The 22360-nt window shown below is 73.6% G+C and carries 23 protein-coding genes; 13 read left to right on the plus strand and 10 right to left on the minus strand.

The features are described 5' to 3' along the window. The first annotated feature begins 37 nt into the window (after positions 1–37). Both ABFY07_RS20450 and ABFY07_RS20455 read left to right on the plus strand, forming a co-directional pair. Positions 38–751, plus strand: coding sequence for an alpha/beta fold hydrolase (locus ABFY07_RS20450; protein ID WP_346175882.1), 714 nt, complete (start codon positions 38–40; stop codon positions 749–751). A 247-nt stretch (positions 752–998) separates the two neighbouring features. After that, positions 999–1442, plus strand: coding sequence for an SSI family serine proteinase inhibitor (locus ABFY07_RS20455; protein ID WP_346175883.1), 444 nt, complete (start codon positions 999–1001; stop codon positions 1440–1442). A 96-nt stretch (positions 1443–1538) separates the two neighbouring features. Here ABFY07_RS20455 and ABFY07_RS20460 read toward each other — a convergent pair whose 3' ends face one another. From ABFY07_RS20460 to ABFY07_RS20490, 7 genes are all read right to left on the minus strand, one after another. Next, positions 1539–2615, minus strand: coding sequence for a S1 family peptidase (locus ABFY07_RS20460; RefSeq protein ID WP_346175884.1), 1077 nt, complete (start codon positions 2613–2615; stop codon positions 1539–1541). A gap of 318 nt (positions 2616–2933) precedes the next feature. Then, positions 2934–3857 (minus strand): slipin family protein, encoded by a 924-nt coding sequence (locus tag ABFY07_RS20465; RefSeq protein WP_346175885.1) that lies wholly within the window; start codon positions 3855–3857, stop codon positions 2934–2936. A gap of 216 nt (positions 3858–4073) precedes the next feature. Next, positions 4074–4979, minus strand: a complete 906-nt coding sequence (locus ABFY07_RS20470) for a S1 family peptidase (protein WP_065958096.1) — start codon at positions 4977–4979, stop codon at positions 4074–4076. Between the two features lie 276 nt (positions 4980–5255). Beyond that, a complete protein-coding gene (locus ABFY07_RS20475; RefSeq protein WP_346175886.1) occupies positions 5256–6581 on the minus strand; it encodes an LLM class flavin-dependent oxidoreductase in 1326 nt (441 codons plus the stop codon). Beyond that, positions 6578–7780 (minus strand): LLM class flavin-dependent oxidoreductase, encoded by a 1203-nt coding sequence (locus ABFY07_RS20480; RefSeq protein ID WP_346175887.1) that lies wholly within the window; start codon positions 7778–7780, stop codon positions 6578–6580. The genes ABFY07_RS20475 and ABFY07_RS20480 overlap by 4 nt, the downstream gene beginning before the upstream one ends. An 88-nt stretch (positions 7781–7868) precedes the next feature. Next, positions 7869–9755: an FAD/NAD(P)-binding protein gene (locus ABFY07_RS20485; protein ID WP_346175888.1), complete on the minus strand. Its 1887-nt coding sequence runs from the start codon at positions 9753–9755 to the stop codon at positions 7869–7871. A gap of 416 nt (positions 9756–10171) precedes the next feature. After that, positions 10172–11428 carry a DUF5685 family protein gene (locus ABFY07_RS20490; protein WP_346175889.1) on the minus strand — a complete coding sequence of 419 codons (1257 nt, stop codon included), beginning with the start codon at positions 11426–11428 and terminating at the stop codon, positions 10172–10174. A gap of 237 nt (positions 11429–11665) precedes the next feature. Here ABFY07_RS20490 and ABFY07_RS20495 point away from each other — a divergent pair, with 237 nt between their 5' ends. Continuing rightward, the gene (locus ABFY07_RS20495) at positions 11666–12097 is read left to right on the plus strand and encodes a cell division protein SepF (RefSeq protein WP_065958123.1); all 432 of its coding nucleotides are present in this window, start codon (positions 11666–11668) and stop codon (positions 12095–12097) included. A gap of 39 nt (positions 12098–12136) precedes the next feature. On the opposite strand, the gene ABFY07_RS20500 is transcribed toward ABFY07_RS20495, so the two are convergent. Next, positions 12137–13333 (minus strand): acyl-CoA dehydrogenase family protein, encoded by a 1197-nt coding sequence (locus ABFY07_RS20500; protein ID WP_346175890.1) that lies wholly within the window; start codon positions 13331–13333, stop codon positions 12137–12139. A gap of 133 nt (positions 13334–13466) precedes the next feature. Continuing rightward, the gene (locus ABFY07_RS20505) at positions 13467–15263 is read right to left on the minus strand and encodes an MFS transporter (protein WP_346175891.1); all 1797 of its coding nucleotides are present in this window, start codon (positions 15261–15263) and stop codon (positions 13467–13469) included. Between the two features lie 244 nt (positions 15264–15507). Here ABFY07_RS20505 and ABFY07_RS20510 point away from each other — a divergent pair, with 244 nt between their 5' ends. Together ABFY07_RS20510 and ABFY07_RS20515 are read left to right on the plus strand one after the other, a co-directional pair. Continuing rightward, a complete protein-coding gene (locus ABFY07_RS20510) occupies positions 15508–16695 on the plus strand; it encodes a mannosyltransferase family protein (protein WP_346175892.1) in 1188 nt (395 codons plus the stop codon). A 276-nt stretch (positions 16696–16971) separates the two neighbouring features. Next, the gene (locus tag ABFY07_RS20515; RefSeq protein WP_346175893.1) at positions 16972–18024 is read left to right on the plus strand and encodes a phosphatase PAP2 family protein; all 1053 of its coding nucleotides are present in this window, start codon (positions 16972–16974) and stop codon (positions 18022–18024) included. A gap of 133 nt (positions 18025–18157) precedes the next feature. On the opposite strand, the gene ABFY07_RS20520 is transcribed toward ABFY07_RS20515, so the two are convergent. After that, positions 18158–18373: an I78 family peptidase inhibitor gene (locus tag ABFY07_RS20520; protein ID WP_065958132.1), complete on the minus strand. Its 216-nt coding sequence runs from the start codon at positions 18371–18373 to the stop codon at positions 18158–18160. A 382-nt stretch (positions 18374–18755) separates the two neighbouring features. Here ABFY07_RS20520 and gvpO point away from each other — a divergent pair, with 382 nt between their 5' ends. From gvpO to ABFY07_RS20560, 8 genes are all read left to right on the plus strand, one after another. After that, the gene (gene gvpO, locus ABFY07_RS20525; RefSeq protein ID WP_346175894.1) at positions 18756–19058 is read left to right on the plus strand and encodes a gas vesicle protein GvpO; all 303 of its coding nucleotides are present in this window, start codon (positions 18756–18758) and stop codon (positions 19056–19058) included. Between the two features lie 63 nt (positions 19059–19121). After that, positions 19122–19595 (plus strand): gas vesicle structural protein GvpA, encoded by a 474-nt coding sequence (locus ABFY07_RS20530; protein WP_346175895.1) that lies wholly within the window; start codon positions 19122–19124, stop codon positions 19593–19595. Beyond that, complete coding sequence (locus ABFY07_RS20535) at positions 19592–20311, plus strand: GvpL/GvpF family gas vesicle protein (RefSeq protein ID WP_346175896.1); 720 nt, start codon at positions 19592–19594, stop codon at positions 20309–20311. The genes ABFY07_RS20530 and ABFY07_RS20535 overlap by 4 nt, the downstream gene beginning before the upstream one ends. Positions 20312–20319: 8 nt before the next feature. Continuing rightward, the gene (locus tag ABFY07_RS20540) at positions 20320–20520 is read left to right on the plus strand and encodes a gas vesicle protein GvpG (RefSeq protein WP_065958137.1); all 201 of its coding nucleotides are present in this window, start codon (positions 20320–20322) and stop codon (positions 20518–20520) included. Positions 20521–20627: 107 nt separating this feature from the next. After that, complete coding sequence (locus tag ABFY07_RS20545; protein ID WP_065958148.1) at positions 20628–20936, plus strand: gas vesicle protein; 309 nt, start codon at positions 20628–20630, stop codon at positions 20934–20936. Continuing rightward, positions 20933–21772, plus strand: a complete 840-nt coding sequence (locus ABFY07_RS20550) for a GvpL/GvpF family gas vesicle protein (protein ID WP_346175897.1) — start codon at positions 20933–20935, stop codon at positions 21770–21772. Before ABFY07_RS20545 ends, ABFY07_RS20550 begins: the two co-directional genes overlap by 4 nt. Then, positions 21769–22005 (plus strand): gas vesicle protein, encoded by a 237-nt coding sequence (locus ABFY07_RS20555; protein ID WP_065958143.1) that lies wholly within the window; start codon positions 21769–21771, stop codon positions 22003–22005. The genes ABFY07_RS20550 and ABFY07_RS20555 overlap by 4 nt, the downstream gene beginning before the upstream one ends. Beyond that, entirely contained in the window at positions 22002–22280 is a 279-nt protein-coding gene (locus ABFY07_RS20560; RefSeq protein WP_065958145.1) for a gas vesicle protein K, read from the plus strand. Before ABFY07_RS20555 ends, ABFY07_RS20560 begins: the two co-directional genes overlap by 4 nt. The last annotated feature ends 80 nt before the right edge of the window (positions 22281–22360 follow it).

Consider the following 22360-nt stretch of genomic DNA (forward strand, 5'->3'; position numbering starts at 1 on the left):
GGGCCTCGGTGCCGCGGCTTCGGAGAGGGAGAGACGCATGGCGACGTTCGTCCTTGTGCCCGGCGGCTGGAAGGGATCCTGGGCGTTCGAGGCGGTGGTTCCGCTGCTGGAGCGTGCCGGTCACACCGTTCACGCCCTGACCCTGACCGGTCTGCGGCCGGACGACGACGACGCGACGGTCGCGGCCGCCAATCTCGACACCCACGCCGAGGACGTACTGCGGCTCCTCGATCGCCACCACATCACCGACGCGACGCTGGTCGGCCACAGTTACGCCGGGATGGTGATCGCCGCCGCGGCCGACCGCGCGGACGGCCGGATCTCCCGGCTGGTGCATCTCGACGCCTACGTACCGCGCGACGGCGAGTCCTGCTGGTCCGCCACGAACGAGCACTTCCGGAAGGTGTTCGCCGCCGGCGCGGCGGCCACCGGCTACGCCGTCCGACCGCCGGGCGGCGGCGATCCCCGCCGCCGTCCCCATCCCCTGGCCTCGTTCCTCCAGACGATCCGGCTCACCGGCGCGCTCGCCCGGGTCCCCCGCCGGGAGTTCGTCTACTGCTCGGGGTGGGAGGACCGGACGCCGTTCGCCGGACTCCGCGCCCGGCTGCAGGCCGATCCCGAGTGGCAGGTCCACGACCTGCCGACCGGCCACGACGCGATGCGGGAGGCCCCGGAGGCGGTCGCCGCGCTGTTGCTCGGCGACCGCGTCGCGGAGGGTGCGCCCGGGCTCGCGGCCAGGGGCGCCGGATGATCTTGCCGCGGGTGTGACGGGGCGGGGGATTCCGGTCGAGCCGGTCCGGCCGAGGCGGCACCGGCGCCTTTCGGCCCGGGGCAGGTCGTCCTCGTGTGCTCCGCGGGAACGCGCTCTCCTCGCGCAACAATGAGCCACCGAATGATTACATGTTGCGACCGGAAGTGATCGATCGAAGTGCGTTCTTGACCTGCATCGCGTAAGACTCCGTCCGGTATCTGCAACCACGAGCAAGGGAGTGTTCGACATGCGGAAAACCGCAGGGGTGATCGCTCTGGGCGCCGCCCTCACCTTGAGCAGCGTGGTGGGAACGGGGGCCGCCGGCGTGGCGAACGCCGAGCCCACGCAGCCGAGGAGTCTGTACCCGGCCTCGGCGCTGGTGCTCACCTACGGGGAGGGCGAGGACTCGGGCTCCACCCCGGTGCGGCGCGCGGTGACGCTGAGCTGCAAGCCCACCCCGACCGGTACCCATCCGACGCCGGATCAGGCGTGCGCGGAACTGCGCTCCGTCGACGGCGCGTTCCGGGAGCTGACGGCCAGGACGGAGCCCGGCCGGGCCTGCACCCGGGAGTGGCGCCCGGTCACCGTCACCGCGCAGGGCGTCTGGGACGGCAGGCGGGTCTGGTACGAGCACACCTTCGCCAACCCGTGCTTCAAGAACGCCGTCGAGGGCCAGGTGTTCGACTTCTGAGCGGCTGAGCCGAGAGGCGGGCCGGGCACGAGCGGGCCCCCGGACACCGAGCGCGGTGTCCGGGGGCCCGTCCCGTACGCCCGGGCGCCCTGCCCGTCAGCCGATCTCCGCGCCGAACGCCTGGAGCGCCTCCGGCACCGGCTGGAAGAAGGTCTCACCGCCCGAGGAGCAGTCGCCGCTGCCGCCCGAGGTCAGCCCCAGCGCGGTGTCGCCCGCGAAGAGCGAGCCGCCGCTGTCGCCCGGCTCGGCGCACACCGTGGTCTGGATCAGCCCTTCGACTGAGCCCTCCTGGTAGTTGACGGTCGCGTCGAGAGCCGTCACCTCGCCGTCGTGCACCCGGGTGGTGCTGCCGCTGCGCCGCACCTTCTGGCCGACCGTCGCCTCGCCGGCCTTGGTGATGGCCTGGGGGGCGCCGCCGTAGAGGTTGACCTCGCTCGGGTGCGCGGTGCCGCCGGTGTACTTGACCAGCCCGTAGTCATGGCCGGGGAACTCGCTGCCCGCGTTCTTGCCGATCTCCTGGCCGCCCTGCGCGTCGGACCAGCTGCTGATCGCCTCGGTGCAGTGCCCGGCGGTCAGGAAGTACGGCTGGCCGTCCTTGACCACGTTGAAGCCCAGCGAGCAGCGCCCGCCCTGGCCCCAGATGGCGTCGCCGCCCGCGAGGAAGGTCCGGTACGTGCCCGCCGAGCGCTTCACCTCGACCTTGTCGCCGAGCCCGTCGGCCACCTTCTTGAGCCGGTCCAGCCGGGCGCCCTTGACCGTGCTGTCCGCCGTGACGACGACCTTGTCGCTCCTCGGGTCGACCGACCACGCGGTGCCGGGGATGGTCGCCTTGTCCTTCAGGACCGCGCGCGCCTCGCCGAGCTGCGCCAGCGAGTACTTGACCACCCTGGCCTCGGCGCCCGCCGCGCGCACCTGGTCCACGGCGGACCGGTCCAGGACGTTGACCACCAGCTTCGCGGCCTCGGCGTCGTAGTACGCCCCGGCCGCGTCGCCCCTGAGGGCGGCGGTCAGCGCGGCGGCCGTCTCCCCGGCCTCGGCGGCCGAGAGGGTGGGGGGCGGCGGCGGGGCGGGCGCGGCATGGGCGGCGGGCAGGGACAGGGCCCCGGCGGTCAGGGCCACGGCGGCCGCGCCGGTGACGACGAGATGCCGCCGGGATATGCGTCGGTGCTTCAACTCAGGCCTCCTGTGGGGGGTTGGGCCCGGCGGTGAAGTGCGCCGGGCCCGGAGGACTCATGACGTGGACGCACCCGCGCATGCGCAGGCGCGTCCATGCCAAATCGCGCCGACGAGTATTCCGGGGTACGCGGGGCGCGCACAAGGTCGCGTACGCGTCGCGCGGTGGATCAAGAAAACGCGCCCCTGGCGCCGGGCACAGCTGTACGGACGTACAGCAGTTCACGGTCCGAAGGCCAGGGCGCCGTCCGGGGCTCCCCCCAAGACGTCAGCCGACCCCGCCCCGCGGCATTGCGGGGCGGGGTCAGCTGCGGCCGGTCAGCTCCGGCGGGTCGTGGTCTGGGGGCCCGCCTCCGCCCGTGGCTCCCGCCGGAGGCCGCGCTCCGCCTCCTCGGGTTCGGTGACCGCGGGCATGCCTCTGGGCTGGGGTTCGGGGGCCACCACGGGGCCGTCGCGGTGGCCGGTCTCCTCGAGCTGGGGGGACTCCTGGCCCTTTTCGAGGAAGCGCAGCAGCTCCACGGGGATGGGCAGCACCAGCGTGGAGTTCTTCTCGGCGGCCACCGCCATCACGGTCTGCAGCAGCCGCAGCTGCAGCGCGGACGGCGTGTCGGACATCTGCGCGGCCGCCTCCGCCAGCTTCTTCGAGGCCTGCAGCTCCGCGTCCGCGTTGATCACGCGGGCCCGCCGCTCGCGGTCGGCCTCGGCCTGGCGGGCCATCGACCGCTTCATGGTCTCCGGCAGGGAGACGTCCTTGATCTCCACCCGGTCGATGTGCACACCCCACCCCACGGCCGGGCTGTCGATCATCAGCTCCAGGCCCTGGTTGAGCTTCTCCCGGTTGGACAGCAGATCGTCCAGGTCGCTCTTGCCGATGATCGAGCGCAGCGAGGTCTGGGCCATCTGGGAGACGGCGAAGCGGTAGTCCTCGACCTGGATGATCGCGTCGGCGGGGTCCACGACCTTGAAGTAGACGACCGCGTCCACGCGCACGGTCACATTGTCGCGGGTGATGCCCTCCTGGGCGGGCACGGGCATGGTCACGATCTGCATGTTCACCTTGCGGAGCCGGTCGAAGCCCGGAGCGATCATCGTGAAGCCGGGCGGACGGATCGCCGACCGCAGCCGGCCGAGCCGGAAGACCACGCCCCGCTCGTACTGCTTGACCACGCGCGCGGCGGCCATCGCGTAGACCGCCCCGCACGAGGCCACGACCGCGCCTGCTGTCACAAGCTCGTCGATCATCACGGCCACCTGCCGTCCGTATCGCGAGGAGTGCCCCACTTGGGGCGCTGTTCTCCACGATAGTCCTGCCCCACCGCACCGGGCAGGGCCGGGAAGGGGAAGGGCCGGAGGAGGAGAGCGGCCGGGAGCCCGGGAATGCGGGAACCCCCGCCCGGGCACACCGGGCGGGGGTCACGGGGATCAGCCGGACGACCGGGGTCAGCCGGACGACCGGGATCAGTAGACGCTCACGCCGTACGCGTTCAGCGCCTCGACCACCGGCTGGAAGAAGGTCGTGCCGCCGGAGGTGCAGTTGCCGCTGCCGCCGGAGGTGAGGCCGAGGGCGGTGCTGCCGGCGTACAGCGGGCCGCCGCTGTCGCCGGGCTCGGCGCACACGGTGGTCTGGATCATGCCGTAGACGATGTCACCGCCGCCGTAGTTCACCGTGGCGTTCAGCGCGGTGACCCGGCCGCTGTGGATGCCGGTGGTGCTGCCGCGCCGGGTGACCGTCTGGCCGACAGTGGGGTTGGCGGCGCTGGTGATGTCCTGGCTGCCGACGGTGCCGGAGGGGGACACCGAGCCGCTGTACCGGACCAGGCCGTAGTCGTTGGTCGGGAAGCTGGAGCCGGCCGTCGGGCCGATGGTCGAGGTGTGACCGGAGTTCGACCACCAGGTGCCCGCGCCGTCGGTGCAGTGACCGGCGGTGACGAAGTAGTTGGTGCCGCTGCTGTTGCGGACGTTGAACCCGAGGGAGCAGCGCCAGCTATCCGCGTAGATGGCGTCTCCACCGGAGATCAGCTTCTTGATCTTGCCGGGGGTGCGCTTGACCTCGATCGCGTCGGCGTTGGCGCCGGCGGTCTTCTTGATCTTGGCTATCTCGGCCTGCGAGACGGTGCTGTCGGCGGTGACGACAAGGGTGTTGGTCGCCTTGTCGACATACCAGGCGGTGCCCGCGACATCGGCCTCGAGGACCGCGCTGCCGGCCGCCTTGGCCTCCGCGGCGGTGAACTTGGGAGTGGCGTCGGATCCGGCGTAGGCGCTGGGCGCGGCGAGGGCCGCGCCGACCACCATGGCCGAGGTGGCCGCGAGCAGTCCGAGGCGTCTCGCGTGCTTGTTGTGGGGGGTGGGGCGCTTCATCCTCAACTCTTCCTCCGCAGGAATCGGGGGTCCGCTTGGGTGGGCAGGCCCGTGAGGCGCAGCCGAAGGGCAGGTCCGACGGAAACGAGCGACTGACGCCGCGCGGGGATTTCCGTCGTGCCCCTGACAAGCGCTCCCGGAAGTATTCGCGGACTCAACGACAGCGCGCAAGAGGACAATTCGGAAAGGTATCGGCCCACGTCGCATGGCCCCGGCGGCTTCCGGCCACCGGGGCTGTGCACCCATCCCCTCGGGTACCTGGTACGACGAGCCGTCGGGCGATCAGGTTCCGTTCGCGGTCGAGGACTTCGCCACCGGCCGGGAGAGCCCGAGGTGTTCGCGCAGCGTGGTGCCCTCGTACCGGGTCCGGAACGCGCCGCGCTCCTGGAGCAGCGGGACGACCCGGTCGACGAACTCGTCGAGTCCGCCGGGGGTCAGATGCGGTATGAGGATGAAGCCGTCGGCCGCCTCGGCCCGTACGAACGCGGTCATCTCCTCGGCGACCGCCTCCGGGGTGCCGATGAAGGACTGCCGCCCGGTGGCCTCGATGACGGTCTGCCGGATGGACAGACCCTTCTCCTCCGACAGCGCCCGCCACGTGGCGGCCAGGGCGCGCGGGTCGCCGTGCCGCACCCGGCCCTGGGCGAGTTGGGAGTCGGGGTCCGGGTCGATGTCCGGAAGCGGCCCGTCCGGGTCGTATCCGGACAGGTCGACGCCCCAGATCTGCTCCAGGGTGAGGAGCGCGGTCTGCGGGGAGACCTGCTGCCGGCGGATCTCGGCGGCCTTCTCCTGGGCCTCGGCCGCGGTGTCCCCGAGCACGAAGGTCACCCCGGGCATGATCTTCAGGTCCCCGGGGGCGCGGCCGTGCTCGGCCAGCCGCCGTTTGACGTCGGCGTAGAAGGCGCGGCCCGCCTCCAGGGTGCCGTGCCGGGTGAAGATGATGTCGGCGGCGGAGGCGGCGAACTCGCGGCCCTCGTCGGAGTCACCGGCCTGGATGATCACGGGGTGTCCCTGCGGGCCCCGCGGCACGCCGAACCGACCGGAGATCCGGAACTGCGGGCCGGTGTGGTCGAAGGCGCCGGGGCCGCCGCCCTCCGGCCAGGAGTCCCACAGCTCGCACACCGTGGCGACGAACTCCGCGGCCCGGGTGTAGCGGTCGGCCCGGTCGAGATAGCCGCCGCGCCGGAAGTTCTCCCCGGTGAAGGCGTCGGAGGAGGTGACCACGTTCCAGGCCGCCCGGCCGCCGCTGAGGTGGTCGAGGGAGGCCAGCCGGCGGGCGAGTTCGTACGGCTCGTTGAAGGTCGTGTTGACGGTGGCGGCCAGGCCCAGCCGCTCGGTGACGGCGGCCAGCGCGTTGAGCACCGTGATCGACTCCGGCCGGCCGACCACGTCGAGGTCGTGGATCCGGCCGTTGTGCTCGCGCAGCCGCAGCCCCTCGGCGAGGAAGAAGAAGTCGAACAGGCCGCGTTCGGCGGTGCGCGCGAGGTGCTCGAAGGAGGAGAACTCGATCTGGCTCTTCGACCGGGGGTCCATCCAGACCGTGGTGTTGTTGACGCCGGGGAAGTGCGCCGCCAGGTGCATCGTCCGGGTCGTGTGGCCGTCGTTCATCGGGCCGCCTCCCTCGCCAGTGCGTATCGATTGGCCGGGCGCGCCAGGCCCAGGTGGTCGCGGAGTGTGGCGCCGGGGTAGAAGGTGCGGAAGAGCCCGCGGTGCTGCAGCAGGGCCACCGTGCCGTTGACGAACCGCTCCAGGTCGCGGCGCGGTACGACGGGGGTGATGTGGAAGCCGTCCACCGCCCCCGCCTGGTGCCAGCGCGCGATCAGCTCCGCGAGGTCCACCGGCCCCCCGTGGTACAGCGGCAGCCCGCCCGTTCTCGCCGCCAGCGGGCCGCTGGGCGGCGGGAGTTCGGAGGCCGGTTCGCCGTCGGAGAGGTCGGCCGCCACGGCGGCGAGCACGGTGAGCGCGTCCTCGTCACGGCCGTGGGCCACCGCGCGCCGCCGCAGCTCGTCGCGGATCGCGCCGGCCGCCTGGGGGGTGGCGGCCCTGACGTACGCCACATCGGCGTGGCGGGCCGCGGTCCGCCGGGTGACCGGGTCGGTGGCGTCGACCACGACGACCGGGTGGCCCTGGGGCGGCCTGGGCACGATGGACGGGCCGCGCACGCTGAACCGGGCGGACTCGAAGTCGACGTAGTGCAGCTTGTCGCGGTCGACGAAGCGGCCCGTGGCCACGTCGCGGATCTCGGCGTCGTCCTCCCAGCTGTCCCACAGCCGGGTGGCCACGTCCGCGACCTCCCCGGCCTCCTCCCACAGCTCCTCGGCGGGGGCCGCGGCGCGCCGGCCGACGAGCCGGGCCTCCGCCTCGGTGGTGGACACCTCGGCCCGCCAGCCCGCCCGGCCGCGGCTGACCCAGTCCAAGGTGGCCACGGCGCAGGAGAGGTGGAAGGGCTCGGTGTGGGTGGTGGTGACGGTCGGCACCAGGCCGATCCGCCCGGTCCCGGGGGCCACGCGGGAGAGCACCGCGAGCGCGTCGAGCCTGCCCCGCCCCTCCCCCGGCGGTCCCAGCGAGTCGTCCAGGGTGACGAAGCCGAGCATGCCGCGCTCGGCGAGGCGCGCCAGCTCGACGAAGTACGGCGCCCGGTACTGCCCGGCGCCGTCGACGGCGGCGGCCAGGTGGAGCAGCCGGGGCCGCGGGGCGGAGCGGGGCTCCGGGACGGCGTGAGGTCGCGGGCCGGAACGGGGCTGTGGGACGGAGCGGGGTTGCGGGACGGAGCGGGGCCGGGGGGCCGGCCGCTGGTATTCGGCCATGGTCAGGGGCCTTTCTCGGGGGTTCAGGGGCGGGTTCGGGGAAGCGCTGAGGGCGGGATTCAGGTGCGAAGGCAGCTGGTCGGCGGGCTCAGACGGTGAGCGGCGCGCGACAGGACAAGGGGCGGAGCAGGGCCAGCAGGGCGCGCGCCGTCGCGTCGTTCTGGCGGAAGGCGGGCGCGTTCGTTCGGGGCCGGGCGAAGCCGCCGGAGGCGCGGGCGTCGGTGTACGGGCCGAGCGCGAAGCGGCGCGGGTGGCGGCGGCCCGTCCGATCCAGGATCCGGGCGTCGTCGGGGCTGACGGCGAGCAGCCCGGCCGGGGTGGCGGCGGCCCCGTCCTCGTGGAGCGAGCGCAGCAGCGGGTCGCGGGTGCGGTGGACGGTCGGCTCGGGCAGCCGGGCCTCGACCAGCGCGCGGGCCTCCACCCCGGGGCCCGGCACTCCGGCGCCGCTCGCCCGGAAGACCCCGCGCAGCGGGTCGGCGACCACCCGCACGTCCGCGCCGAGGAAGCGCACCACGCCCGCGCGGGAGAGGGCGAGCAGTTGGCGCAGCCGGGGGCCGGGCGGGCCGGAGGCGAGATAGCTGAAGAAGTTGTGCCACGGTCCGCCGATGTCGCCGAGCCGGAGCAGCTGGCCGTACACGGACAGCAGGGCGAGGAAGACCGCGAGATCGGGGCTGTGCTCGGGGTCGTGGCGGCGGGCGAGGTCGGCCTCGATGTGCCGGCGCAGCTCCTGTTGCAGGGCCTCGGGGCTGTCGAACCGCCGCCCGGCCAGGGGCCGGTCGAGGGTTTCCAGGTCGAGCCGGTCCGCCGGGTCGGGGACGGCGGCCGCGATCAGGGCGCGCTGTTCGGGGCCGCCGGGCGGGCAGGCGGCGTACCGCGCCTCGAAGTCGGGCCAGGGCGTGGCCGTGCGCTCCGGGTGGGCGGTGAACAGCCGGTGGTAGTGGGCGAAGCCGAGCTCCTTGGCGATCAGCGGCCACAGGTCGCGGCGGAAGTCGGGCCGGCCGGGGCGCCGCAGCAACTCCTCGACCTGGGCGGGCCCGAAGAAGCGGGGCAGCGGCGGGCGTTCGCCCCACCACCGGTAGCCGATCTTGGAGCGGTACGGGACGCCGCGCCGCGACCCGACGTACAGCACGGGCTCGCGGCCAGAGGGCCGGTACGCCGGCGCTCCGGTGCCGTCGCCGGTCTCCTCGTAGCGCCCGCCGCGGCCCTCGGTGAGCAGGACCATCAGGTCGATGAAGGCCAGCCCGAAGCCGCGCACCAGGACCGGCTCGCCGGGGCGCAGCCGGCTCAGGTCGCTGTCGGCGGTGAACTCGGGGGGCAGGTGGACGAGTCCGTGGTCGGCGGCGAAGGAGGCGAGCGCCCGCTGCCGCGGGTCGGGTTCGGCGTCGAGGTGTCCGAGGGCGAGGACGACGGCGTCGGCGCGGAGCGGGGTGGCCCGCCCCTCCAGCCACACCCGCTGGGTGCCGTCGCGCGGACCGGTGATCCGTACGGCGCGGCAGGGGTGCCGGTGGACCGTGACGGAGGGCGGCAGAGCGGCCACCGCCCGCTCGAGCACCCAGGCCAGATACGCGCTCTGGAGCCGTCTGCTGGCGAAGCTCTGGCCGGTCAGCGCGGCCGCCTCGGCGGCGAGTTCGGGGGCGAGGTCCACGGCGAGCGCCCCGGCGCGGACGCGCTCGGCCCACTCGGCGAGGGAGGGGCCGGGGCGGATCGGGCCCTCGCGCTCGACGGTGTCGTCGGTGAACATGGTGACGTCCTCGGCCATGGAGTTCATCCACAGCAGCGGGGACTGGTCGGGGCGCCAGACCCGGCCGCCGCCGGGCGGATGCGGGTCGACCAGGTGCAGTTCGAGCGGGGTGGCGTCGCCGTACAGCTCGGGGGCGTTGGCGGCGAGGCGCTCCACGAGGCCGGTGCCGCGGGGGCCCGCGCCGACGATCACCACGGCAGGGGGGCGGGAGGGAAGGTCCGGTCGCACGGACATGCGGAAGGCTCCGTCGGTTCGTCAGAGAACACGCCAGTGGCCTTCACACCGGCCGCGCCCCTCAGCACGGCCTGCCGCCGAGGCTAAGCCGTCCCTACGCCCCGCTGTCAAGGCTGTCCGAACTGTGAGCGGCGCGTCTCACGGGCAGTTGACGGGACACCGCAAGGCTGTTCCACTGGGGCCATGCAGCCACGTCAGCGACTGATCACGCGCGGACACATCGACTTCGGTCGGGTGTGGTCCGCGTCCTGTTCGGGCTGACCGCCGCCTCCGCCGCTGCCGGCGTTCCGAGGCCTTCGCCTGCCACACTCCCGTAATTCACGCATCAACGCGCCTTCACACACGCGTCAGCGCTTCACCCTCCCCCGCGCTCCCCTCGCGCTTCCCTCGTGCTCTTCTCCGGCTTGCTCAGCCTGTCAGCAATCGCAGCCGCAGCCATCGCAACAGTCACAGCTACAGCAATTGCCACAGCAGTCGCCGCAGTCACAGCAGTCGCAGCAATCGCTGCAGTCATCGCACTTGTGGCACCAGCCCTCGCGCGGCTGGCCGGTCCACGGGTCGTCGTACGGGTCCTTGCAGCACACCTGGCAGGTGCAGAAGAGGCCGGCCCACACCGCGCATCCGGCTATCAGCCCGCGCCGCCTGCGGTTCGGCGGCTCGGGCGGGGTGCCGGGGCCGCCGGGGCCGGGCCCGTACGGGTTGTTGATCCACGGCGACTGCGGCGGCGGCGCGCCGTGCGCGGCGTGTCCCGGCTGCGCGGCCTGCCCCGGGTGCGCGGCCTGTCCCGGCTGCGCGGTGGACGGCCCGTGGGAACAGGACGTGGTGCCGAACGTCCGGTCCACCGCGCGCTCCAGCTCGTGCGCCAGCAGGACGTGCGCGAGCCGGCCGCTCACGAACTCCACCTCGCGCAGCGCCAGCCGCACCCCGTGCACCGCGTCGTCGCACAGCCTGCGCACCTCGGCCAGATCCGCCCCGGTGGCGGTGATCGGGTTCCACGCGCCGGTCGCGGTGTCCTCGGCCAGGTCCTCCACCGCGTCCAGCAGATGCGCGAGCCGGCCGAACAGCCGCCCCGCCTCCTCCAGCGGCGCCCGGTTGCCGGGGCGCCCGGCCAGCACGGCGGTGTGTCCGAAGGCCGCGGCGGTCGCGGTCTCGGTCGGCTCGGTGACGGCCAGCAGCGGCGTGCCCGGGCCCGCCGCCCGCTCTATCCCCTCCTGGCGGCCGACCGCGTCGAGCAGTACGGCGGTGTCGAAGCCGAGCTCCGCGCCACCGCGGGCGCCCGCCCGGTCCCACCCGGCGGCGACCCGGCGGGCGGCCGCGGCGACCGGCCGGCGCGCCAACGCCCCGTCGCCGTCGGCCACATGATCCCGGATCTTCGCCGAGGCCAGCACCAGGGAGACGGTGGCCGCCAGCCGCGCGCCCTCCCCCTGGGCCACCGACGCGGTCCGCATGCCGCGCAGCGGGCAGGGCCCGGCGGTGCGCCGCCACCCCTCCGCGCGCGGCGACTGGGCCTCCACGAGGACCGAGACGACCAGGCCGTCGTAATTGGTGGCGATCCGCGCGAACTGCCCCCGGGCACCGCGCAACGCGAGGCACAACCCGCACAGATGCGCCATCCACTCGGAGCGCAGTTTTTCCGACAGCCGGTGCCGGCAAGGGCGGATAATGCCAAACAACTTTCTCCCCGTTCACCCGTACGTCCCCGGCGTCACCCGTCCGGCCCGGCGGAGTCTACCCAGCGCCCCGTCAGCGCCTTTCAGCAGGAGGAACTCTGATTCGCCGCCATACGTTGTGCACCAGTACCGTCACGAATCCCCTGTGCGGCCGCAATCCACGTGGCACACCTTCCGCATCATGGACGACGATAGAGGGGGCAGGCGCAGTACAGAGAGCGGCAGCGAAAGGAGGCGTCCATGGGATCGGTGCGCAAGGCGAGTGCTTGGCTTGGCCTCGTCGACGACAGCGATGACGAGCGCTACTACGACGACGACTACGCCGAGGGACCCGAGCCCGGCGACGCCTGGGTGACCGACCCGCGGGTGCGGGTCGCCGACCAGGCCGCGCGGGACGAGGGCACCCGCATCGCCACGGTCACCCCCGAGACCTTCCGCGACGCCCGCGGCATCGGCGAGATGTTCCGGGAGGGCGTGCCGGTCATCGTGAATCTGACGGCCATGGAGCCCGCCGACGCCAAGCGCGTGGTCGACTTCGCGGCCGGGCTGATCTTCGGGCTGCGCGGCTCGATCGACCGCGTGGCCAACCGCGTCTTCCTCCTGACGCCGCCGGACTACGAGGTGCTCAGCGCCAACAGAAGCCACGCCACGGGCTTCTTCAACCAGAGCTAGGCGAGGCGCCTCACCCGACCGCGCTCCACCCGACCGCGCTCACCGGAACGCGTCCAGTCCGGTGAGCGCCTTGCCGAGCACCAGTTGGTGCATTTCGACGGTGCCCTCGTAGGTGAGCACCGATTCCAGATTCGTCGCGTGCCGCATCACCGGGTACTCGAGGGAGATCCCGTTGGCGCCCAGGATCGTCCGGGCCGTGCGGCAGATCTCGATCGCCTCCCGCACATTGTTGAGCTTGCCGAGGCTGACCTGCTCGGGGCGGAGCGTTCCGGCGTCCATGCGCAGGCCCAGATGATGGGCGAGCAGCACGCCCTTGTGCAGTTCCACCGCCATGTCGGCGAGCTTGGCCTGGGTGAGCTGGAAGCCGCCGATGGGCCGGCCGAACTGCTCGCGGGATGTGGCGTACGCGAGCGCCGCCTCGAAACAGGCCCGCGCCGCGCCCATCGCGCCCCAGACGATGCCGTAGCGGGCGTGGCTCAGACAGCTGAGCGGCCCGCGCAGTCCGGTGACCCCCGGCAGCACGGCGTCCGCGGGCAGCCGAACCTCGTCCATCACCAGCTCGCTGGTCACCGAGGCGCGCAGCGACCACTTGTGCCGGATCTCGGGGGCCGAGAAGCCGGGGGTGTCCGTGGGCACGGCGAACCCCCGGATGCCCTCGTCGGTGCGGGCCCAGACCACCGCGACCCCGGCCACCGAGCCATTGGTGATCCACATCTTGCGGCCGGTGAGCACCCAGTCGGAGCCGTCCCGCTTGGCGTGGGTGCGCATCGCGGCCGGGTCCGAGCCGTGGTCGGGCTCGGTCAGCCCGAAGCAGCCGATGATCTCGCCGGTGGCCATGCGGGGCAGCCACCGCTCCTTCTGCTCCTCGGAGCCGAAGCGGTGGATCGCGTACATGGCCAGGGAGCCCTGTACGGACACCAGGGAGCGGATCCCGGAGTCGGCGGCCTCCAGCTCCAGGCAGGCCAGCCCGTACTGGACGGCGCTCGCGCCCGCGCAGCCGTATCCCGTCAGCGACATGCCGAGCGCGCCGAGGGAGCCGAGTTCGCGGGCCAGCTCGCGGATGCCGGGCAGCTCGCCGCGCTCGTACCAGTCGGCGATGTGCGGCAGGACGCGGTCGGCGGCCCACTGCCGCACCGTGGTGCGGACGGCGAGGTCCTCGGGGGTGAGCAGGTCGTCGATCCCGAGCGGGTCGGCGGGGTCGAACGGCGGCAGGCTGCGGGTGGGGCCCTGGGACATCGGTTCGCCCTCCGGTTCCGGTGCGGTTCGGCTGCGTTCGGACGACGCTACGACCAGGTGATCTTCGCCGTCCAGACCGCCGGGCTCCGCCGACCGTCCGGACCGCCGACCGCCGGGCCGTCGGCCGGCGCCCTCAGCCGGAGGACTTCACGTGCACGGCGGCGCGGTCCTGGCGGGAGACCCGCGCGGCGCCGGTGTCCCGCGCCGCGCCGGGGCCCGTCTCGGAACCAGAGCCCGAACCGGAACCGGAGCCGGGGTCGGAACCAGAGCCGGAGTCGGAGCCGGTCTCGGGGGCTGCGGCCGTCCCCGCCTCGCGCCCCGTGCCGGTCCCGCACGCGGCGTCCGCCCCGTCCTTGTCGGCGGGCGCGCACTCCATCGACTTCGGCAGCCGCAACGCCGCCAGCGCCCCCACCAGCAGCAGGGCCGCGCTGACCGCCAGCGTGACATGCAGGCCGTGGACGAAGGACCGGCGCGCGGCCGCGCGCAGCGCCTCGCCCGCCGAGCCGCCGAGCCGGTCGGAGACCTTGTAGGCGACGCCGAGCGACTGGGTCGCGGCCGAGCTGGCGGACTTCGGCACGCCCGCGACGGAGGAGACCCCGGGCGCGTACGCGGCGTTCATGACGCTGCCCAGGAGGGCTATGCCGATGCCGGCGCCGAGCTGGTAGGAGGTCTCGCCGATGGCGGCCGCGCCGCCCGCGGACTTGACCGAGGCCTCGTTGAGCATCGACTCGTACGCGCCGAAGAGCGTGGTCTCCAGGCCGAAGCCGAGGAAGAGGAAGGCGCCGACCAGGACCGCGGGCCGGTCGGACTGGCCCATGACGACCAGGGAGAGGACGGCCGCCGCGGTGAGCGAGAAGCCGAAGGCGACCATGGTGCGGGGGCCGAGCCGCTGGAGCATCCGGGACCCGGCGAGCCCGGCGGCCATCGCGGCGAGGGTGAGCGGCAGCAGCCGCATGCCCGTCTCGAGCGGCGTGAGGCCGAGGACGAGCTGCAGGTACTGGGCGGCTATGAGTTCCAGGCCGACGAGCGCCAGCAGGGCGAGCACGATGCAGCCGACGGAGATGCTGAACGCGGGCCGGGAGAACAGCCGCAGGTCCACCAGCGGATGCTCGCGGCGGCGCTGCCGGCGTACGAAGAGCACCAGCAGGACCACGCCGACCACGACGGGGGCGGCGGTGACGGGCTCCAGCAGCCCCGCGCCGCTGCCCACCCGCTTGACGCCGAAGACCAGGCAGAACAGCCCGCAGGCGGCCATGATCGCGCCCAGCACGTCCCAGGGGCCGTCGCGGTCGCCGGTGGACTCCGGCAGCAGCCAGCGGCCGACGGGCAGGGCGACCGCCATCAGCGGGATGTTGATGAAGAAGACCGAGCCCCACCAGAAGTGCTCCAGCAGGAAGCCGCCGAGCAGCGGCCCGACGGCCGCGCCCACTGCGGCCACCGCGCTCCATATGCCGATGGCCAGGGCCCGCTCCCGGCGGTCCGGGAAGACCTGGCGCAGGATCGACAGCGTCGCGGGCATGATCATCGCGCCGCCGACACCCAGGATGGCGCGGGCCACGATGAGGATCTGCGGGGTGCCGGCCTCGGCGGCGAGGGCCGAGGCCGCGCCGAAGAGGCCGTAGCCGAGCAGCAGCACCCGGCGGCGGCCGACCCGGTCGCCGAGCGTGCCGAACAGGATCAGCAGGGAGGCGCAGACCAGCGGGTACGCGTCGACGATCCACAGCAGCTCGATCGACCCCGGCCGCAGGTCCTCGGTGACGGCGGGGACCGCGACGTGCAGCACGGTCCCGTCGACGGCGACGAGCAGCAGACTGACGCAGAGCACGAGGAGGACGACCCAGCGGTTGGCTCCGCCGGACGCCTCGGTGCCGCGCCACTGCCGGGGGACGCCCGCCGTCCGTCGTTTTCCGGCCGTGGTCGTCCCGGACATAAACCGCACCTCCCTGTCTTGCGCTCGCGGCCCCTCGGGGGCGGGACGTCATGGCTGAGGACGTCCGGCGACCCGGCGGCGAGGGCGAGTGAATGGTCAGCGTACGCGAGTCGTCACGCGGGTCGTGTGGCCCATCCCATGTTGAGACCCACGTCGCAGAGGTGAACGCAGGCGTACGTTCCGGTGTCCCCCATTTGTCCCTCCCGTCGGCCGCCGGAATCGCGCCTGGATAATCGGGTCCGTGATGGGACTCGCCCGAGCCGACGCCCCGGCCGGAGAACACGACGAACGGGCGGGCCGCACGGTTCCCGCCGCGCTTCACCGGGCCGCTCCGGCGCTCCTGGCGTATGCGGGGACGCGGCTGCTGGGCATCGCGGTTCTCGCCATCTGGGCCGCGGTGGCGGGCAAGAGCTGGCACCAGCTGCTCTCCGCCCGCTGGGACTCTCTGTGGTACTCGCGCATCGCCGAGGACGGCTACGGCCACACGCTCCACCTGCCCGACGGCTCGGTCCACTCCGATCTGGCCTTCTTCCCGCTGCTGCCCTGGCTGGAGCGGCTGATCTCGGCGCTGACCCCGCTGGACGCGGCGGACGCCGGGCTGGCGGTGAGCTGGGTCTCCTCGCTGTTCGCCGCGTGGGGGATCTTCGCGGTCGGGGACCGGCTGCACGGGAGGCGGGTGGGCACGGCGCTGGTCGTGCTGTGGGCGGTGCTCCCCGTCGGGATCGTGCAGTCGATGGCGTACTCCGAGTCGCTCTTCACCGCACTGGCCGCGTGGGGGGTGTACGCGCTGCTCACCGGGCGGTGGGTGGGGGCCGGATCGCTCGCCGCGCTCGCCGGGCTGACCCGGCCGGTGGGGGTCGCGGTGGTCGCGGCGGTGTGGCTCACGGCGGCCGCGGCCCTGCTGCCCGGCGGGCGGTGGCGCGGGGCGTGGCGTCCGGAGCACCGCCGGATGCTGCTGGGGGTGGCGCTGGCCCCGCTCGGCTGGCTGGGCTATGTGGCGTGGGTGGGGGCGCGGACCGGAAGCGTCACCGGCTATCTCCGGGTCCAGGAGGGCTGGCGGAACGGATTCGACGGCGGCCTGGCCTTCGCGCGCTTCGTGGGCGGTCTACTGGCCGGGCCCGCCTTTCCGGCCGGGCTGGGGCTGCTGATCGGCGTGGCCGCGCTGCTCCGGCTGTTCGTGGAGTGCGTACGGCGGCAGGAGCCGCCGCCGCTGCTGGTGTACGCGGGGGCGGTGCTGGCCCTCGCGCTGACCGCGAAGGGCTACTTCGGCTCCAAGCCGCGGCTGCTCGTCCCCGCCTTCCCCGTCCTGCTGCCGATCGCGGCCGCCCTCGCGCGCCTGCCCGCGGTCAGGGCCGCGCTGGTCCTCGGGGCGGTGGGGCTCGGGTCGGCGCTGTACGGGGCCTTCTGGCTGAACGGCACGGGGCCGCCGTGAGAAGGGCGGACGGGCGCCGGGCGGGGCTCGGCGACAGGCGGGGAAACGGCGAGGAACGCCCCGGCTAATCGCCGATAAACGGCGCTGTAAGAATTCCATAAAGAAGTGCGGGAGCGGCTTCGGGAAGGCCGCTCCCGGAAAAGCCATGACCACCCGCGCATTCCTTCGGAATGGCGGGTCGTAAAACCCTGGACGAGACCCACTCCACATCACATCGTCATCACAAAGCGACCTGATCGACTGAAGCGGCCTGTCACGCAATGTAACGTCGATTGAGTGCGTACCGATGACAAGCTCCCTCGGACGGAGGGGCGCCCGAGCGATCTGGCGCGACCGCGCATGACCCGGACCCGGCGCTGGCTGCTCGGGTCCACCGTCGCGGTGTACGTGGCGACCGTGGTCGGGGTGCTCACCACGTCCTGGCTGGTGCAGCTCGACTGGCAGGTCATGCTGTTCCGGCCGTACAAGCAGTGGCCCGCGTTCCACACCTTCCTGGACTACTTCGTGGTCATGGGCCAGCGCGGCCCCACCGCGGTGGCGGTGGCCGCCTGGCTGGGCTGGTGCTGCCACAAGCAGCGCACCATGCGCCCGCTGATCGTGCTGGGGACGTCCCTGCTGCTGCTGAACATGACCGTCGGCGCGGTCAAACTGGGCCTGGGCAGGCTCGGTCCGCACTACGCGACCACGGTCGGCTCGAACGAGATGTGGGGCAACGGCGATATATTTCCTTCGGGTCACACCGCGAACGCGGTGGTCACCTGGGGTGTGCTGGCCTATCTGGCGACCACTCCCCGGGCCCGCAGGGTCGCCTCGGTCATCGCGGCGGCCTTCGCCTTCGGTGTCGGCATGACCACCGTCTACCTCGGCACCCACTGGGTCAGTGACGTGGTGCTCGGCTGGGCGGCCGGGGTGCTGGTGCTGCTGGCCCTGCCGTGGCTGGAGCCCGCCATGGGGCGCGCCGAGGTGCTGCTGCAGATCCTGTACCGGGCGGTGCGCGAGCGCCGGCTGCCGGTGTCGCTGCCGGTCTCCCGGCCGGTGGCCGGTTCCGGTCTGGCCACCCCGCGCGCGGCGCGCGACGGCGAGCTGCCGGCCCGCGAGACGGTGGGTGTCGGCGGCCGGGCGGGCGGGGCCGCGGGGCATGTGCCCGAGGGCCGGCCGCACCATCCGCTGCGGTCGCACCCGATCCGCCCGGAGCGGTCCGCCGTCGCCCCGGGCGGCAGCCGCCGCCCGCCGCACGCCGACCGGCTCTCGCACGCCGACCGGCTGCCGCGCGCCACGTCACCGCTGGGCGCGCCCGCGGGCCGCGGCCGCACCGCCACCGGCGGCTGACCGCCGGCGGGCCCGAGGGGGTGGTACGCACCCACGCTCCCCGAAGGCCCCGGACCATCGCACCGACGGGCCCGGGCGCTCCCGCAGAGCGTCCGGGGCCGTCGCCGTACCGGCGTCGTGGCGTCCCGCGCCGTCATCCCTTCCAGCAGCGCCGCACCACGTCGTCGGCCACTTCGAAGTTGATCCTCCCCCGCAGGTACTCCAGGGTGATGACGGTGCCCGGAGGAAGGGCGCGCACGGTGGTCCAGCCCCGTTCCCGGGCGCGCTCCTCGGCGGCCCGGGCGGTAAGGCCCACATAGCTGTCGAAGTCGTCGTCGGGTTCCGCGGCGGGCGTGGGTACAGGTGCCATGACGCCACCGTATGCGGGGGGACGGGGTGGTGACACCCTGGTGTCCGCCGCCCGCTGACACGGGCTCACCCGCGCCGTGTCCCTCACTCGTCACACTTGTGTCACAGAAAACACGCCCGGGTTTCCTCCCGGCTCCGTCACTCGTCCGTGCCCTCTGTTGACGGCGCGAAGGTGACGGCGAGTTTCCGCCGAAATCCCTCGCATTGGCCTCGGCCCGCTATTGCCGGGGCCGCCTCGCGGCAACTCGGGCGCGAATTCCCGGACCATGGCGGAAATGAGCCCCTCGCGCTCACGGAACGCACAATTCCGCCACAAACTCACCGAGTCGGCGGTCACAGGTTTGCTCCCGGCGGGACGCGGTACCCGCCGCTACGAGGCACACATGACAGACACATCAGATGAGACCGGTAAGAAGACGACGAACGGCGGACCGACACCGCTGGCGCTCATGCGCGCCGCCCGCGAGCAGCTCGCCGAGCTGACGGGTCTGTACCCCGAGGCGCTGCCGCGCCTGGAGCGGACCGAGGAGGGCTGGGTGCTGGACGCCGAAGTGGTGGAGCTGGCCCGGGTGCCGGAGACGATGAGCCTGATGGCGTTGTACGAGGTGACCCTCGACCCGGACGGCCAGCTCACCGGCTACCGCCGTGTCCGCCGCTACGAACGCGGGCGGAGCGACCGCGGCTGACGCCCCGCCGGCACCGCCCCGGGCCCGCGCGGCCCGGCCGGCCACGAGAGGAAGACACCCGACATGACCACCGTTGTCCCGGCACAGCAGAGCAGAAGCGGAGGCGGCACCAGCGGCCTGTACGACGTCCTCGAGCTGATTCTCGACCGAGGGCTGGTGATCGACGCGTTCATCCGCGTCTCGCTGGTCGGCATCGAGATCCTCAAGATCGACGTCCGGGTCGTGGTGGCGAGCGTGGACACCTATCTGCGGTTCGCCGAGGCATGCAACCGCCTCGACCTGGAGGCCGGCCCGAACAAGTCCGCCGGCCTGCCCGAACTCCTGGACGGCGCCACCGAGAGCGCCGCGCGCAGCAAGACCAAGGGCGCGCTCTCCGGCGCCGGACAGTCCGTCTCCAAGGCGGCCCACTCCATCGCCGACGCGCTCCGGCCCTCGGGCGGGAGCGGCGACGAGGAGGCCGAGGAGGAGTCGCAGGGCCGCGGCCGGCGCACGGCCACCCGTAAGGCCTCGTCGAAGAAGGCGGAGGAGGGCGAGTGAGCACCTACGTCTACGGCATCACCCAGGGCGCGGTCCCGGACCTGCGCGACAAGCTGCTGGGCATCGGCGACCCGCCCAAGCCGGTGCGCGCCCTGACCGAGGGCGAGTTGTCCGCGATCGTCAGCGACTGCCCCGAGCAGCTCCGGCCCAAGCGGCGCGATCTGATCGCCCACCAGCACGTGCTGGCCGAGGTGAGCGGCGACCGGGCCGTGCTGCCGATGCGGTTCGGCAGCGTCTCCCCCAGCGACGAGGACGTGCGCGGGGTGCTGGCCGAGCAGGCCGACCGCTACCAGGCGCAGCTCCGGCGTCTGGCACACCGCGTGGAGTACAACGTCAAGGCGGTGCACGACGAGGACGCGGTGCTCCACCAGGTGCTCGCCGAGGAGCCGGAGCTGCGGGCGATGGCCGAGGCCAACCGGGCCGCGGGCGGGGGCACCTACGAGGACCGGCTGCGCTTCGGCGAGCTGATGGCGGGCGCCGTGCGGGCCCGCGAGGTGCGGGACGCCCAGCTCGTCGAGAAGACCCTGACGGCGGCCGCCGAGGAGGTGCGGCCCGGCCCGGACAGCGGCGGCTGGTTCGTGAACCTGTCGTTCCTCGTCGGCAAGGACGGCGGGGGCGCGCTGACGGACGCGGTGGCCGAGCTGGAGCGGGCGCATCCGCGGCTGAAGCTGCGGGTCCACGGCCCGCTGCCGCCGTACAGCTTCGTCGAGTCGTAGGCCGGCACATGATCGGCTGGGTGCTGCGGCAGCTCATCGCCCAGGCGGAGCGGGAGTACTACGACCCGGCGAACGTCCAGCGGGCGCTGGCCGAACTGGCGGCGCGGCTGGAGGAAGGGCAGATCGGCGAGGAGGAGTTCGAGCGGCGGGAGGACGAGCTGCTCGACCGGCTGGAGGAGGCGCAGCGATGGGCGAACGGGATCCGCTGACCACCGAGCGGGGACCCGGCGGGCCGACCGGTGCGCCCGGGCCGGCCGCCGGGGCCGCGCCCTACGGGTCGTCCGGACGCGAACCGTCCGGCTTCGGGTCCCGGGGCCTGGCCTCGCCGGGCCAGGGGTCGTCGGGCTACTACGGGCTCGCGGGGTCCGGCGACTCCGCCAACCTGGCCGACATTCTGGAGCGCGTCCTGGACAAGGGCGTGGTCATCGCGGGCGACATCCGCATCAATCTGCTCGACATCGAACTTCTCACGATCAAGCTGCGGCTGGTCGTGGCCTCCGTCGACAAGGCCAAGGAGATGGGCATCGACTGGTGGGAGCGCGATCCCGCCCTGTCGTCCCGTGCCAGGGGCCGCGAGCTCGACGGCGGCGACGGCGGGAACACCGGCGGGGAGGACAGGCCATGACGCGGGAGCTGGAGTACGCGTACGGGGTGGTCCGGGACACCGGGGCGCCCGACCCCCTCCCCCCGGGGGTGCTCGGCGTCGCGGGCGGCCCGGTGCGCGCGGTGCGCCACCGGGGGCTCGCGGTGCTGGCGAGCCCGGTCCCGGCCGAGGAGTTCGAGGAGGGGCCGCTGCGCGCCCGGCTGGAGGACCTGGCCTGGCTGGAGGAGGTCGCCCGCGCCCACCAGCGGGTGGTCAACGCGGCGGGCGCGGTCGGCTGCGTGGTGCCGGTGGGGATGGCCACCGTCTGCCGGGGCGAGGAAGGGCTGCGGCGGATGCTGGAGGAGGGGCACCCGCGCTTCACCGGGGCGCTGGACCGGCTGGAGGGCCGGGTCGAATGGGGTGTCAAGGTGTACGCGGGGCCGGCCGGCGCGGAAGCGGCGGCCGGCGGGCCCGCCCCGGCCCCCGCCGGGGCACCCGCCCCGCCCTCCGCCAAAGCCTCCTCCAGGGGGCTCTCGGGCCGCGACTACCTGCGGCGGCGCACCGCGCAGCGGCGGGCGCAGGAGCAGCGCTGGCAGCGCGCGGAGGACGGCGCGCGCCTGGTGCACGAGACGCTCGCCGGTCTCGCCGAGCGCGCCCGGCTGCACCCTCCGCAGGACGGGCGGCTGTCCGGCGTGACGGACCGCAATGTGCTCAACGCCGCCTATCTGGTGCCGCATGAGCACAGCGAGGGCTTCGCGGCGCGGGTGCGGGAGCTGGCGGACCGGCTGCCGGGGCTGCGGGTCGAGCTGACCGGCCCCTGGGCGCCTTACTCCTTCGTGGCCCCCGACCCGGCGGACCGGGCGAGGGCGACGTCATGACGACCCCGGCGACCAGTGCGCCCGATCCGACGAGTCCGACGAGTCCGACCAGTCCCCTCGCCCAGCGTCCCGTCGCCCTGGTGGACCTGCTGGACCGGCTGCTGGCGGGCGGCGTGGTCGTGGTCGGCGACCTCACCCTGCGGATCGCCGATGTGGACCTCGTACGCATCGATCTGCGCGCGCTCATCAGCTCGGTGAGCGAGAACGTGCCGTCCCCCTGGGAGGAACCGTGACCCGCAGGCTGGAGCTGGACCAGGAGAGCGTCGAGCGCGATCTGATGCGGCTGGTGCTCACGGTCGTGGAGCTGCTGCGCCAGCTCATGGAGCGGCAGGCGCTGCGCCGGGTCGAGCAGGGCGGGCTGACCGAGGACCAGGAGGAGCGCATCGGGCTGACCCTGATGCTGCTGGAGGACCGCATGGGCGAGCTGTGCGAGCGCTACGGCATCGGGCGCTCGGACCTCAATCTGGACCTTGGGCCACTCGGGCCGCTGTTGCCCCCGACGGAGTGAGGCGTGGGGCGCACCCGCGCCTCCGCGCGCCCGGCGCGCGCATCATGGCCACAGCCGAAAGCCCGCCGAAGCCCACCCAG

The organism is Streptomyces sparsogenes subsp. cuspidosporus, assembly GCF_039532705.1.
GTDB classification, from domain to species: domain Bacteria; phylum Actinomycetota; class Actinomycetes; order Streptomycetales; family Streptomycetaceae; genus Streptomyces; species Streptomyces sparsogenes.

Excerpts from the sequence above, each read along its gene's own strand:
- ABFY07_RS20450 (WP_346175882.1), top strand. The coding sequence starts at position 38 with ATGGCGACGTTCGTCCTTGTGCCCGGCGGCTGGAAGGGATCCTGGGCG.
- ABFY07_RS20455 (WP_346175883.1), top strand. The coding sequence starts at position 999 with ATGCGGAAAACCGCAGGGGTGATCGCTCTGGGCGCCGCCCTCACCTTG.
- ABFY07_RS20465 (WP_346175885.1), bottom strand. The coding sequence starts at position 3,857 with ATGATCGACGAGCTTGTGACAGCAGGCGCGGTCGTGGCCTCGTGCGGG.
- ABFY07_RS20475 (WP_346175886.1), bottom strand. The coding sequence starts at position 6,581 with ATGAACGACGGCCACACGACCCGGACGATGCACCTGGCGGCGCACTTC.
- ABFY07_RS20480 (WP_346175887.1), bottom strand. The coding sequence starts at position 7,780 with ATGGCCGAATACCAGCGGCCGGCCCCCCGGCCCCGCTCCGTCCCGCAA.
- ABFY07_RS20485 (WP_346175888.1), bottom strand. The coding sequence starts at position 9,755 with ATGTCCGTGCGACCGGACCTTCCCTCCCGCCCCCCTGCCGTGGTGATC.
- ABFY07_RS20495 (WP_065958123.1), top strand. The coding sequence starts at position 11,666 with ATGGGATCGGTGCGCAAGGCGAGTGCTTGGCTTGGCCTCGTCGACGAC.
- ABFY07_RS20500 (WP_346175890.1), bottom strand. The coding sequence starts at position 13,333 with ATGTCCCAGGGCCCCACCCGCAGCCTGCCGCCGTTCGACCCCGCCGAC.
- ABFY07_RS20505 (WP_346175891.1), bottom strand. The coding sequence starts at position 15,263 with ATGTCCGGGACGACCACGGCCGGAAAACGACGGACGGCGGGCGTCCCC.
- ABFY07_RS20510 (WP_346175892.1), top strand. The coding sequence starts at position 15,508 with ATGGGACTCGCCCGAGCCGACGCCCCGGCCGGAGAACACGACGAACGG.
- ABFY07_RS20520 (WP_065958132.1), bottom strand. The coding sequence starts at position 18,373 with ATGGCACCTGTACCCACGCCCGCCGCGGAACCCGACGACGACTTCGAC.
- gvpO (WP_346175894.1), top strand. The coding sequence starts at position 18,756 with ATGACAGACACATCAGATGAGACCGGTAAGAAGACGACGAACGGCGGA.
- ABFY07_RS20530 (WP_346175895.1), top strand. The coding sequence starts at position 19,122 with ATGACCACCGTTGTCCCGGCACAGCAGAGCAGAAGCGGAGGCGGCACC.
- ABFY07_RS20540 (WP_065958137.1), top strand. The coding sequence starts at position 20,320 with ATGATCGGCTGGGTGCTGCGGCAGCTCATCGCCCAGGCGGAGCGGGAG.
- ABFY07_RS20550 (WP_346175897.1), top strand. The coding sequence starts at position 20,933 with ATGACGCGGGAGCTGGAGTACGCGTACGGGGTGGTCCGGGACACCGGG.
- ABFY07_RS20555 (WP_065958143.1), top strand. The coding sequence starts at position 21,769 with ATGACGACCCCGGCGACCAGTGCGCCCGATCCGACGAGTCCGACGAGT.